This window comes from Streptomyces albidicamelliae (assembly GCF_025642175.1).
Classification (GTDB): domain Bacteria; phylum Actinomycetota; class Actinomycetes; order Streptomycetales; family Streptomycetaceae; genus Streptomyces; species Streptomyces albidocamelliae.
On record NZ_CP106795.1, the window covers coordinates 8184771 to 8197132 of the forward strand.

Here is a 12362-nt window from a genome sequence, read left to right on the forward strand (position 1 = left end):
TTCCTCAGCTGAGCCACTGCGCCACCAGGGTCGGCGAGCGGCCAGCCGGGACGAGCCTTCCCTCGCGGTGGACCTCCTGATGTAATAATCACGAGGGAAGTTCACCTGTTACCGACGAGGGGGAGAAGCCTTGCCTTTCGCAAGCACGGACGAGGCTGTACGGGCATGGGTTCACGGTTGGTCCGCCTCGCGCGGCGCAGCCGAACCCGCGCCGTCTCCCTGGGGCTTCACCGTCGACGTGGGCCTCCCCGGACACGTCATGCGCCACGTTCTGTACTCCGCGGTCGAGGCGGTCGAGGCGACCGTCCATGAGATCACCCAGCGCACCACCACACCCGGCGTCTGGTTGAAGGCCTTCGTCCCGCCGGAAACACTCGAACCCTGGCTGGCCCCGGGCTGGCGACTCGCCGGCGGATTGGGCTACCTGATGTCCGCGTCCCTGCTCGTCGCCCCCACCGGGGTCCCGGGCCCCGTCCCTGACGGCTATCGGCTGACGACCTGGACCCGTGCCGGCGTTACCCGCGCTCTGGTGCGGACAGCCGACGGCGCTTTCGCCGCGCGTGGACAGATCGCTGTCACCGGCCCCACCGCCGTCGTCGACCAGGTGGAGACAGACCCGGCCCACCAGCGCCGCGGCCTCGGGCGGGTGGTGATGCGCGGACTCGCCGACGCTGCCGCTGAGCAGGGGGCTACAGCGGGCGTCCTGGGCGCCACGCCGGATGGGCGGGCGCTGTACGAAACGATGGGGTGGCGCGTACTGGCCCCACTCACCAGCGCCCTGCGTACCCACGGGCCAACGGGTGCGTGAAGAGATGCAAGCTGTAGCCAGTGCCAGGCCCGCACGCTTGCCTGCATTCCCGCCCCAGGTGGGCGACTATGGTGCTCCTTGCCCGTGCTCCGTTCTGTGGACGGTTGTCAGATCAGTGAGGCCCGAGACGGACAGAACGGGCTCCAGCAGGGGGCTGACGATGACTTCGAGACGCTCGGCGTGTGCGAACAGCACCATGAGTCCGGCGCTGTCGAGGTAGTCCACTGAGGTCAGGTCCAGGACCACGGGTTCGGCACTGGCTTCGAGGGCTTTGGCGAGCGAGTCGTAGTTGCTCATGTCGATTTCGCCGGCAGCGGTGAGTTGCTGCTTTCCGTCGGGGCGTTGGCTGCGAGTCAAGGAGAGGGGTGTGGGCATCAGGCGATCCTCATCTGCATGTCGACGGTGGTACCGGAGAGACTGTGGGCGATGGTGACGTGGTGCATCATGGCCCGCATGAGAGGGATTCCGCGGCCCCGGTGGGGCTCGCGGCCGGGCTGGGGTTCTCTCCACTGTCCGCTGTCGGTGATGGTGAGATGCACCCGGTCGACGGCCACTTCCGCGTGCAGGCGAACTGTCGCGCCGGGCGAGTGGCGGTGCCCGTGCTCGATGGCGTTGGCGCACGCCTCGCCGACGGCGACGAGGATGTTCTGCACCGCGTTGGGCGGCAGCTCGAATTGGTCGAGCCACTCACGCAAAGTGCCGCGCATCGTCGCGAGTTGCGACGCGTCGGCGGGGAAGCTCACCTTGAGTGGTGCTGGATGCCGGTACAGCAGCAGCGCCACGTCGTCTTCATAGCCGTCTGCCGGTGCGAGCCGGGTCAGGAGGCGAGCAGCGAGGTCGTCCACGGGGACGGTGCGGCCTTCTTCGAGGGCCCTGCTCGCCTCTTCGATGCCGTCGGTGAGGAGACGCCGGCGGCGTTCCACGAGACCGTCGGTGTAGAGGAGCAGTGTGCCTCGCGGCGGCAGGGTGTACGTGCCTTCCGGCCGCCGGACGCCGGTGCGAATGGCCAGAGGTAGTGACCGCCCTTCGTCGAGGAGCCGCGTGCTGCCGTCGGGGAGGGCGATGATGCCCGGTGGGTGTCCGGCGCTGCAGTAGGTCAACTCTCCGGTGCTCGAGTCGAGGGCGCCGCAGAAGACGGTCGTGCACGGCGCGCCCGTGACGCCCGCGGCGAATTGGTCGAGGGCCATCAGTGTTTCGGAGGGGCTGGTGTTTTGCAGCATCAGCGCGCGGCAGGCGCTGCGCAGTTGCCCCATGACGCTGGCGGCTTCCAGGCCGCGTCCCACGCAGTCGCCGACGATGATGCCGATCCGTCCGTCCGGCAACGGCACGGTGTCGTACCAGTCGCCGCCCACTTCCAGAGGAGGGGTGGCGGGTTCGTAGCGGACGGCGAAGCCCTTGGGAAGGCGGGCCGGTCCGAGGATGGCGCGTTGCAGCGCGAGGGCGGTATGGCGTTGCTCGTCCATCTGGTGCGCGCGCACCAGTCCCTGTGCGAGACGGCCGGCCAGCAGGGACAGCAAGAGCTGGTCTTCCGGGGTGAAGGGCCGGCGTTCACCGAGTTCGATCCAGAGTGCGAGGACGCCGTCGGGGTGGTCCAGTACGACGCCTGCGCCCGTGGCGTCGGCGACCGGTGTGAGGGGCGCTTTTTCGCCCAGCGTGACGATCCCCCGACGACGTTCCGCGGGAAGATCTTCCCAGCGCAGGTGGGGGTCGGTCGCGGTCAGGGCCGGCACGTAGCCGTTGCCCAGCACCGTGGCCAGTACTCGGCGGGCTCGCCATAGGGTCTGCAGTTCGTGCAGGGCGCCCGCGAGCGCTTCTTCCAGGCTGCTGGCCTCGGAGAGGCTGGTGCTCAGCGCGGCCAGAGCCGTTTCCCGCTGAACGGCGTAGTGCTCGGCGGTGACGTCGCGCAGGGAGCCCACGGTGACCAGCCGTCCCGTGTCGGGGTCCTCGGCTTTGGTGAAGGTGACCGTGACCCAGAGCCGGTGCCCGGCGCTGTGGGTGGCGGGCAGAGTGAATGAGCCTCGGGGCATTCGCAGGAAATCGGCGAACGCCTTGTAGACCTGCTGGTGCGCGTCGGGGTCGGTGTCCGGGTCCGGCCACCAGGGCTGCTGACCCGCCTCGTAGGGCAGGCTGTCGGGGCCGTACCCGAGAATGTCGGTGAACGCACGATTGATCTCCACCACCGTCCCGGACTCGTCGCACACGAAGAAGCCCTCCTGGAGAGAGTCGATCAACGCGCTGCGCCACCGGGTGTGATGGTTGCGGAGCCGTGCCAGCTCGATGTTCGCCCGCACCCGGGCGAGGAGGTCCGCCGCCGCGAACGGCTTGATCAGGTAGTCGTCAGCGCCGGCTTCCAGCCCTTCGATGGAGGCCTCCTCGCCGGCCCTGGCGGACAGCAGCAGGACGGGCACGGAAGCGGCACGGGCGTCGCCGCGCATCCGGGTCACCAGTTGCAGTCCGTCCAGCCGGGGCATCATCACGTCGCTGACCACGAGGTCGTGGGAGTCGCGGCGCACGGCCTGGAATGCCTCGTGCCCGTCGGAGACGGCGGTGACGGCATAGCCCGCACCGGTCAGGATGCGTGTGAGGTATTCGCGCATGTCGGCGTTGTCGTCGGCGACCAGCACGCGGGCACCGGCAGCTGTGGCCGACGAGCCGGGTGTGCGGGTGTCGTCGGTCTGGACGACGGTTTCCTCGGCGAACCGGTTTGCGCTGTGGTCCGGCAGCCAGCGCAGGGCCTCCTGCACGTAGGGGTCGACGGTCGTGGAGGCCGCGTTACCGCTCGGCTCGGTCACCGTGGCGTCCGCCGGTAGATGGGCCGTCCCAAAGGGCACACGGACGGCAAACGTGGTGCCGACTCCTTCGGTGCTGGCAGCCGTGATCGAGCCGCCATGCAGACCGACGAGCTCCTTCACCAGGGCCAGACCGATGCCGCTGCCCTCGTGGGAACGCGAGCGGGCGTACTCGATGCGGTGGAAGCGCTCGAACAACCGGGGCATCTCCGTTTCCGGCACCCCGATGCCGGTGTCGGTCACGGTAACGACGGCGTGACCGGCTGCTGGACGCACGCTGACACGGATGGAGCCTTCGAAAGTGAATTTGAGCGCATTGCTGACCAGGTTGAGGATCACCTTCTCCCACAGGCGGCGGTCGACGTAGACCGGCTCCTGGAGCGGTGGGCAGTCGACGTCGAAGGCCAGTCCCGCCTTCTCGATGGCTGACCGGAAGACGCTGGCCAGCTCGGCGGTGACCCGGCCCAGGTCGACCGGTTCGTAGTGGGCCTGCATGCGGCCGGCTTCGATGCGGGAGAAGTCCAGCAGAGTGTTGACCAGTCTGCCGAGCCGCAGTCCGTTGCGGTGGATGACGTCGAGTTCCTGTCGTGCCTCGTCACCGGCGGTGGCCAGCCGGTCCCGAAGCTCCTCCACCGGCCCCATGATCAGGGCCAGGGGTGTGCGGAACTCGTGACTGATGTTGGAGAAGAACGCGGTTTTGGCTCGATCCAGTTCGGCCAGTTCTTCGGCTCGCCGCTGTTCCGCCTCGTAGCTGCGGGCGCTGGCGATTCCTGAGGCGATGTGCCCGGCCGTCAGCTCGACGAATCCCCGGTATCCCTCGTCCAGTGGCCGGTAGCGGTTGAGTGCGGCCACCAGGAAACCGAAAGGCGGGGCGCCCTGCTGCACCAGCGGGACCACCAGCGCCTGCACGGGGGGCTCCGGCCAGGTGCCTGCCGGCAGGCCGGAGAATGCGTCACCGGCGAGTGGCACCGGTGCGGTTTCACCTCTCGACAGGGTGGCAACCGGCCACAGGCTGTTCCCGTCGTCAGTCGAGAGCGTGGGCGGTGCGGCCAGATGTCCGACGGGCATGCCGGTCGTGCCGGCCAGACGGGCGGTGCTGCCCTCGAACAGATAGGTCAGGGCAAACGGCAGGTCCTCACGGTTCCTGGACAGCTGCTGGTGGGCGAAGCTCAGTACCTCCTGCTCGGTGCGGACGACGCTCGGGTCCGACCCGAGGTCCCGCAGTGTCGCGATCCTCCGCTCGTTGATCACTCGTTCGGTGTCTTCGCTGACCACGCACAGCATGCCCACGACGTCACCGGAGTCGTCTCTGAGAGGGCTGTAGGAGAAGGTGTGGTAGGTCTCTTCGCTGTAGCCGGACCGTTCCAGGAACAGCAGCAGACCCTCATCCCAGGTGGCCTGGCCCGAGCTGAGGACCGTGCGGACGCGGGGGCCGATGTCGTCCCAGATCTCGGCCCACACCGCATTGGCCGGGCGGCCCAGCGCCCACGGATATTTGTGACCCAGGGTGGCGTGACGGTACGCAGCGTTACAGAAGAACGTGAGTTGTTCGCCCCAGGCCATCCACATCGGAAATTTGGACGAGAGCAGGATGCGGACCGTGGTCTGCAGACTCAGCGGCCAGTCCTCCGGTGGACCCAAAGGCGTCGCAGCCCAGTCCACCGCAGCGAGATCCGAGCCGACCTCAGCGTCGGCAGCGAAGACGTCCACGCCGACCGCCCGCAGCGCGACACCGTCGTTCTCTTCCCCACCCGGCATACGTCACCCTTTCCCTCCCGCCGACCTTCACGGCGCCGTCACCGGCAAGCCGGCGCGCGAATCGAGCGCCTGATTCGCTCACTGTCTTCTGCACCGTGGAAAGAAAGAGATGCACACCGCATCCCGTCGGCTGCCGTCGCCACGAAAACAAGGGCAGCACAGCGGCTCATGGGCTTCTTCAGGCTTCCCATATCGCCTCACCAGTCGACGGTCGTCCGTACAAGCCGTCACACAATTAACATGATGCAGGTCGGCAGGGGGACCCGGCCAGAACGCAGCAGATGGGGGTAAAAGTGAACGACGTCCTGCACGACCCTGCCGAGGATCCTTCCCGTGATGGTGGTTCGGCGCCTGACCTCGCAGGCATTCCCACGGGCCATGACCAAGGGCCGCCGCTCCAGCCGGAGGGCCCCCTCGTCGTCACCACGGAGCAGGGGTCACAAGGAGTAGTGGTGCTTCGCGTCACGGGAGAACTGGATCACTACACCGGTCCCGTCTTGCGGCAGGCCACCGAGGCCGCCCTCCTCGACCGCGGCGCCGGCACCGTCGCCGACCTGTCAGGCGTGCAGTACTGCGACTCAACAGGCATCACGGTGATCATCAATGCTCATCATCGCGCGGAAGCCATCGGCACGGCCTTCGTCATCGCGGACAGCAGTCCCACCATGGCCGAGCTCTTCAAGGTGCTCGGCCTCGACCAATTCCTGACGTGTTACCCGACTGTGCGTGAGGCCGTCGCTGCTCTGACCGCATAGGGATGCGGGCCGGCGGTGGATTCGACGCCGGCGGACGGGCATCGGGAAAGTACTGCATGGCTGCAGGCCGCGGTTGCCTTGTGTAGGGCGGCACGGTGTCGTCCACCGTGCCGCCGCGGGTATTTACGCAGCCGCGTTCGGCGTCCTTCGCTAGGCCGGGGCGCACAGCCCGGCAGCTTGTGCGGCGCGCCCCGATCCGGCGAGCGCCTCCGCTGTGCTGAGCGGAGGAAATCGAACGGCCGTTCCCATGTGGGCTTCGCTGCGGCGCCCGGGCCGGCTACAGGGCGCGTTCCAGGCGGTCCGCCATCAGCTTGACGAACCGTGCGGGGTCCTTGGGCTGGCCGCCCTCGGCGAGGACCGCCAGGCCGTGCAGGACTTCGGCGGTCTCGCCGAGCTCCGCGTGGTCTTCGCGCTCGTTGTACGCCTGGTTGAGGGCCTGCACCAGCTGGTGATGGGGGTTGAGTTCCAGGATCCGCTTGGTGCGGGGCACTTCCTGCCCCATGGCGCGGTACATGTTCTCCAGAGCCGGGGTCAGATCACCGCTGTCCGAGACCATGCACGCGGGGGAGACGGTCAGACGCGAGGACAGGCGTACCTCCTTGATGTCCTCGCCCAGCTCCTGCGTCATCCATCCGAGGAGCGCCGCGTACTCCTCGTCCCGCTTCTTCTGCTCCTCATCAGAGGTGTCGGTGTCCCGGGTGTCGAGGTCGATCTGGCCCTTGGCGACGGAGCGCAGCTTCTTGCCCTCGTACTCGCCGACCGCGTCGGCCCATACCTCGTCGACCGGGTCGGTGAGCAGCAGGACCTCGATGCCGCGGTCCCTGAACGCCTCCATGTGCGGGGAGGCTTCGATGCTCTGCCGGGACTCCCCGGTCAGGTAGTAGATGGCGTCCTGCCCGTCCTTCATCCGTTCCACGTACTGCTTCAGGGTCGTCTGCTCGCTGTCGTGGTGCGTGCTGGCGAACGATGCGACGGCGAGGAGGGCGTCGCGGTTCTCGGAGTCGGTGACGAGCCCTTCCTTGAGAACCGTCCCGAACTCCCGCCAGAGAGTGGCGTAGCGGTCGGAGTCCTTGGCCATCATGTCCTTGACCGTGGAGAGGACCTTCTTCGTCAGGCGGCGGCGCATCATTTCGATGTGGCGGTCCTGCTGGAGGATCTCGCGGGAGACGTTGAGCGACAGATCTGCCGCGTCGACGACCCCCTTGACGAAGCGCAGGTACGGCGGCAGCAGTGCTTCGCAGTCCTCCATGATGAGGACCCGCCTGACGTAGAGCTGCAGGCCGCGCTTGTAGTCACGGGTGAACAGGTCGAAGGGGGCATGGGCCGGCAGGAACAGCAGGGCCTGGTACTCGAAAGTGCCCTCCGCCTGGAGCCGGATCGTCTCCAGCGGGTCACGCCAGTCGTGGCCGACGTGCTTGTACAGCTCGTGGTACTCCTCCTCGGACACCTCGTCGCGGGACCGTGCCCACAGCGCCTTCATGGAGTTCAACGTCTCCAGCGCCGGTGTCCCGTCTCCCTTGCCGTCGTCATCGCTGTCGGCAGCCGGAGCTTCGGATGCCATGCGGATGGGCCAGGTGATGAAGTCCGAGTACCGCTTGATGATCTCCCGGACCTTGAACGCCGAGGTGTAGTCGTGGAGTTGGTTGTCGGGGTCGGCCGGCTTGAGGTGCAGGGTGACCGAGGTGCCTTGCGGCGCGTCAGCGACCGTCTCCAGCGTGTAGGTGCCCTCACCGCGGGAGGTCCACCGGGTGCCTTCGCCTTCCCCGGCGCGTCGTGTCAGCAGGGTCATCTCGTCGGCCACCATGAAGCCGGAGTAGAAGCCGACGCCGAACTGGCCGATGAGCCCTTCCTCCGCCCCTTCCTTGGCCTCGCGCAGCTCCTGGAGGAACTGGGCGGTGCCGGAGTGGGCGATCGTGCCGATGAGCTGCCCGACCTCGTCGTAGGACATGCCGATGCCGTTGTCCCGCACGGTGAGGGTGCGGGCGTCCTGGTCGATGTCGATCTCGATGTGCAGGTCGGAAGTGTCGGCGTCCAGTGTGTCGTGACGCAGTTTCTCCAGGCGCAGTTTGTCGAGTGCGTCGGAGGCGTTGGAGACGAGTTCGCGGAGGAAGACGTCCTTGTTCGAGTAGACGGAGTGGATCATCAGCTGGAGCAGCTGACGGGCCTCTACCTGGAACTCGAAGGTCTCGGTCGGCATGGTCGTGGATACCTCACAAATCAGTCATCGGAGCAACATGATGAATTACAGGAAGAGGGTCTGGGGCGCCGCTGAGCAGGCAGTTGAAGGAGGTCGCGAGACGCCGACGGTGCCGATCCGGGGTGGTGAACGCCTCACCACGTGGATGCCTGGCCGAGGTGGTTCCGCCAGGCATCTCGTGGTGGGGGAGCGCCGACCGCCCGGGCTGGGGCATCAGTCGGGATCGTTCGCGGCCACGGCGGAGGTCGTGAGGGTGTCGAGTCGGGCGGCCAGGTCGGGGTGGGCCGCGAGGTGGGGCTGCGCGGCTCTGAGGGGTGCGAGGAGAGCGGTGGGGTCGTCCTGGCCGAGGGCTTCGTCGAGCTGGCGCAAGGGTTGGCGGGCATCAGCGGGGAGATCGGTGAGGGCGGTGATCTGGCCGGCGATGCGACGCAGACCGGCTGCGTTGCGGCGGGCCCAGGCGCTGGTGCTGCGCTGGGCCGCGCGGCGGTCGCGGGTGGCCTGGACGCGTTGTTCGCCGGTGCTTCCGGCGGGGCCGGGCCGACCGCGCAGGTAGCGGCGTTCGGCGGCCTGGCGGCTGGCGACGCCGAGGGGAGGTGCGAGGTCGGCCCAGCTCGCCCCCGCCTCGCGGGCGGTCTCGATCAGGCCGGTCTCCCAGCCGGCGAGCTGCTCACGGACCTGCCGCAGCAGGTGCAGCGAGGCGAGGGCCTGCTCCGGGCCCACGTCGGACGCACCGGTGGGTGTGGGTTGGTGCTGGGCGGCTTGCAGGGCGCCGTCTATGGCCTCCAGGGCCGCCGCGGCCGCGAGGAAGGACGCCGGGCTCGGGGCGCCGGCCCTCGCGGGGAGCGGCCTGTCCGGGTGATCGGCTGACTTCATCAGCACCTCCTTCTGGGGTCGTCGCCTGGACGACGCTGAACTTGTCATCCAATGGATGACATGTTACAACAGCTTCCGTGAGGCGCATTGGCAGTAACTGCCTGAACCTGCTGGAGGTGTTTTCCGATGTTGATGCGCACCGACCCCTTCCGTGAGCTGGACCGCCTGGCTCAGCAGCTGGTCGGCCCGGGGACGTGGTCGCGGCCGTCGGCGATGGCGATGGACGCCTACCGCGAGGGTGACGCGTACGTCGTGGTCTTCGACCTTCCCGGTGTCAGCGCGGAGGCGATCGACATCGACGTCGAACGCAACATGCTGACCGTGAGGGCCGAGCGCCGGCCGGTGGCGAAGTCCGACGACGTGCAGATGGAACTGTCCGAGCGGCCACTGGGTGTCTTCTCTCGCCAGCTGGTGCTGGCGGACACGCTCGACACCGAGCGGATCAAGGCCGACTACGACGCCGGCGTGCTCACCCTGCGCATCCCGATCGCCGAGCGCGCCAAGCCCCGCAAGATCGCCGTCGGCGAGGGATCCGACCGCAAGGAAATCTCCGGCTGAGCCATCGGCGACAGCAGGCCGAGCAGCGACAGCAGGCCGAGCAGCGACAGCAGGCCGAGCAGCGGCGGAGGACGGGCAGCCGCAGAGGACGGGCTGCCGCGGAGGACGGGCGTCTCGCTCTCTTGGCCCGTCCTCCGCGCCACGGGCCGAGGAAAGGTGGCGGTCGATGTGACCTTGCGCATGGAAGCGTTTCTCGACCGCGTGGCCGAACGCGGCGAGTACGCGAACCGGCAGGAAGCGGATCGTGCGGCCCGTGTGGTGCTCGCGCTGCTGGGCGCGCACCTGGTGGGCGAGGTACGCGCCCAGTTGGCGGCGCGCCTGTCGGACGGTTTCGCCCTGATCCTCCTCAGTCCGCTGCAAGCCACGGAACCCCTTTCTCCGGAGAGGTTCGTCAGGGCGACGGCGGCCTGGATCGAAGGGGCTACCGAGCAGACCGCCGCTTGGGACGTCAGCGCCGTCCTCAGCACGGTCGCCGACGCGGCCGGCGACGACCTCATGTCGAAGATCCTGCTCCAGCTTCCCCCCGGCTACGACCTTCTCTTCGGCCACCCCCAACCCAACTGATCACACTCACCGGATGCCCGCGGCCGCACGGAAGTGCCGCCGCACTCCGTCGGCCGGGCACCCCGACAGGAACACGAAAGGCAGCCACTGCAGTGACGACCGACCTGCACGCACCGCTGCAGCACAACTCCACCATCACCTATGAGCAGATGCTGGAGAAGGTCCGCTACGAAGGGGCCTACCCCACGCGGGAGAGAGCAGAAGAAGCCGTACGCCTCGTCCTCGCGGGCCTCGGACGCCAGTTGACGGGCGACGAACGCGTCGACCTCGCTGCCTGCCTTCCCCTGGAAGCCGCACGCATCCTCTCCGCGCAGATCCCCACCCTCCAGCCCCTGACCGGCTGGGCCTTCGTCAAGGACCTCGCCACACAGGCCGGCGCGTCCCTGGCCACCACCCGCTGGGACACCGGATCCGTCCTCACCACCGTGGCTGCCCTCGCCGGCCCCGACCTCCTCACCCGAATTCTGCAGCAGCTTCCCACCGGCTACGCCCTGCTCTTCGGCCAGGCCCAACTCACCCCAGCCCTGTAGCGGCCGCGGAGTCGTATCGCCTCGGGACGTCGACAGGTTGCGGCATCGACTGCTACCGGCGGGCGGAAGCGACGGAGCGGGGAGCGGCAGTGGGGCAACGTTCACATCCGCGCGATGCTCGGAGACCGGTCCGTCGCCGATCGACCAGCGAGAAATTGGCAGCAAACACCACCTGATCTGCGATGGCTCAGGAGGATCGTGGAGGCTCTCCCAGGTGGGGACGCTGAGACGCGATGCGTTCGCCACGTCTGCCAGTGGCAGAACACCGGCCCTGCCGGCGCCGTCGATCACTACAGTCGCCACGCATGAAGACGGTGACAACGCGCCCGGTCCAGTATCTGGCTGACGGCCTGACAATGATCGGACACCTCGCGCTTCCGGCCGGTTCCGACCCTCGGCCCGCGGTCCTGGTCGGGCCCGAAGGGATGGGACTCAGCGACGTCGAGCGCCGCCGGGCCGATGCGCTCGCCGAGCTGGGATACGTGGCACTGGCCTTCGATCTCCACGGCGGTCGCTATCTGGAAGACCCCCAGCAGATGCTCGCCCGTTGCATGCCGTTGCTCGCCGACCCCGACCGCATGCGAGGCATCGGCCACGCCGCGCTCGACGTGATCCGCGCCGAGCCGCGGACCGACCCCGACCAGATCGCCGCCGTAGGCTACGGCACCGGGGGAGCAATCGCGCTGGAACTCGGGCGCGACGGCGTCGACCTGCGCGCCATCGGGACGGTCAATGCCTTGACCACGGGCCGGCCGGGCGAGTCGACGCGCATCCGCTGCCCCGTGTGGGCCGGGGTGGGTTCGGAAGACCCGATCATGCCACCCGCGCAACGGGAGGCATTCACCGCCGAGATGCAGGCCGCAGCCGTCGACTGGCGCCTAGTCGTCTACGGCGGCGCCTTGCACGCCTTCCACCACCCACCGGTCGGCCACGCCGTGGTCCCCGGCGTCGGACACCACCCACAGCACACACAGCGAGCCTGGTGTGACGTCCTCGCCCTGCTCGCCGAGTGCCTGCCGCTCAATTGAGGTTGTCGGGTGCGCGCGGTGCGTGGTCCGATCTCGCCATGAGCAGAGACGCAGACGTCATCGTGCTGGCCCCCTACAGCGACGAAGTGATGGAACCGCTGACCCGACAGGACCCCGAGCGCAGCTGGCGGGGGCGGTTCGAACCCGTGCAGGGCCAGGATGGCGGCTTCGGCTACGGCTGGGCGCTCGAATTCGACAAGGCCTATGGACGGTCCGGGCTCCTCGCAGATCTGGAGGCGCTGTCCTGGCCGAATCCGCTCCGGGTGCAGGTGCTGATTCGCGACCAGGACGACGACTGTTTCGGCTTGTGGATGTTCCACGACGGCAAGCTGGTGGAGGTGGCGTTGCCGCGCACGGAGCGGTTTCACGAGCCTGCACCGCCGACCGACGAGTTCGTGCCGAGCCCCGGGATCCTGCTGCGCACCGACACTCACCGGCGACTGCCCAAACAGACGCCGCCGGAGCTCCGGGACCCCCGCCCGGCCTGGTAGGGCTCGGACTC

At 68.4% G+C, this 12362-nt stretch carries 11 protein-coding genes; 7 read left to right on the forward strand and 4 right to left on the reverse strand.

What is annotated here, in order from left to right; translation table 11 throughout:
* The first annotated feature begins 259 nt into the window (after nt 1-259).
* A complete protein-coding gene (locus N8I86_RS37030; protein ID WP_263279909.1) occupies nt 260-808 on the forward strand; it encodes a GNAT family N-acetyltransferase in 549 nt (182 codons plus the stop codon).
* Nucleotides 809-874: 66 nt separating this feature from the next.
* On the opposite strand, the gene N8I86_RS37035 is transcribed toward N8I86_RS37030, so the two are convergent.
* Both N8I86_RS37035 and N8I86_RS37040 read right to left on the reverse strand, forming a co-directional pair.
* Nucleotides 875-1183: an STAS domain-containing protein gene (locus N8I86_RS37035; RefSeq protein ID WP_073898502.1), complete on the reverse strand. Its 309-nt coding sequence runs from the start codon at nt 1181-1183 to the stop codon at nt 875-877.
* Nucleotides 1183-5355, reverse strand: a complete 4173-nt coding sequence (locus tag N8I86_RS37040; protein ID WP_263279910.1) for a SpoIIE family protein phosphatase — start codon at nt 5353-5355, stop codon at nt 1183-1185. Before N8I86_RS37040 ends, N8I86_RS37035 begins: the two co-directional genes overlap by 1 nt.
* Before the next feature lie 293 nt (nt 5356-5648).
* Between N8I86_RS37040 and N8I86_RS37045 the strand changes: the two genes are divergently transcribed.
* Nucleotides 5649-6110 carry an STAS domain-containing protein gene (locus N8I86_RS37045; protein ID WP_263279911.1) on the forward strand — a complete coding sequence of 154 codons (462 nt, stop codon included), beginning with the start codon at nt 5649-5651 and terminating at the stop codon, nt 6108-6110.
* A 277-nt stretch (nt 6111-6387) separates the two neighbouring features.
* On the opposite strand, the gene htpG is transcribed toward N8I86_RS37045, so the two are convergent.
* Entirely contained in the window at nt 6388-8307 is a 1920-nt protein-coding gene (gene htpG, locus N8I86_RS37050) for a molecular chaperone HtpG (protein WP_263279912.1), read from the reverse strand.
* Between the two features lie 213 nt (nt 8308-8520).
* Nucleotides 8521-9180: a type III effector protein gene (locus tag N8I86_RS37055; RefSeq protein WP_073898506.1), complete on the reverse strand. Its 660-nt coding sequence runs from the start codon at nt 9178-9180 to the stop codon at nt 8521-8523.
* 126 nt (nt 9181-9306) lie between these two features.
* On the opposite strand from N8I86_RS37055, the gene N8I86_RS37060 reads away from it, so the two are divergent.
* From N8I86_RS37060 to N8I86_RS37080, 5 genes are all read left to right on the forward strand, one after another.
* A complete protein-coding gene (locus N8I86_RS37060) occupies nt 9307-9738 on the forward strand; it encodes an Hsp20/alpha crystallin family protein (protein WP_073898507.1) in 432 nt (143 codons plus the stop codon).
* A gap of 168 nt (nt 9739-9906) precedes the next feature.
* Entirely contained in the window at nt 9907-10302 is a 396-nt protein-coding gene (locus N8I86_RS37065) for a DUF2267 domain-containing protein (RefSeq protein ID WP_263280217.1), read from the forward strand.
* Nucleotides 10303-10451: 149 nt separating this feature from the next.
* Nucleotides 10452-10832: a DUF2267 domain-containing protein gene (locus tag N8I86_RS37070; protein WP_123441424.1), complete on the forward strand. Its 381-nt coding sequence runs from the start codon at nt 10452-10454 to the stop codon at nt 10830-10832.
* A gap of 305 nt (nt 10833-11137) precedes the next feature.
* Nucleotides 11138-11860: a dienelactone hydrolase family protein gene (locus N8I86_RS37075; RefSeq protein WP_263279913.1), complete on the forward strand. Its 723-nt coding sequence runs from the start codon at nt 11138-11140 to the stop codon at nt 11858-11860.
* 38 nt (nt 11861-11898) lie between these two features.
* The gene (locus tag N8I86_RS37080) at nt 11899-12351 is read left to right on the forward strand and encodes a hypothetical protein (RefSeq protein ID WP_263279914.1); all 453 of its coding nucleotides are present in this window, start codon (nt 11899-11901) and stop codon (nt 12349-12351) included.
* The last annotated feature ends 11 nt before the right edge of the window (nt 12352-12362 follow it).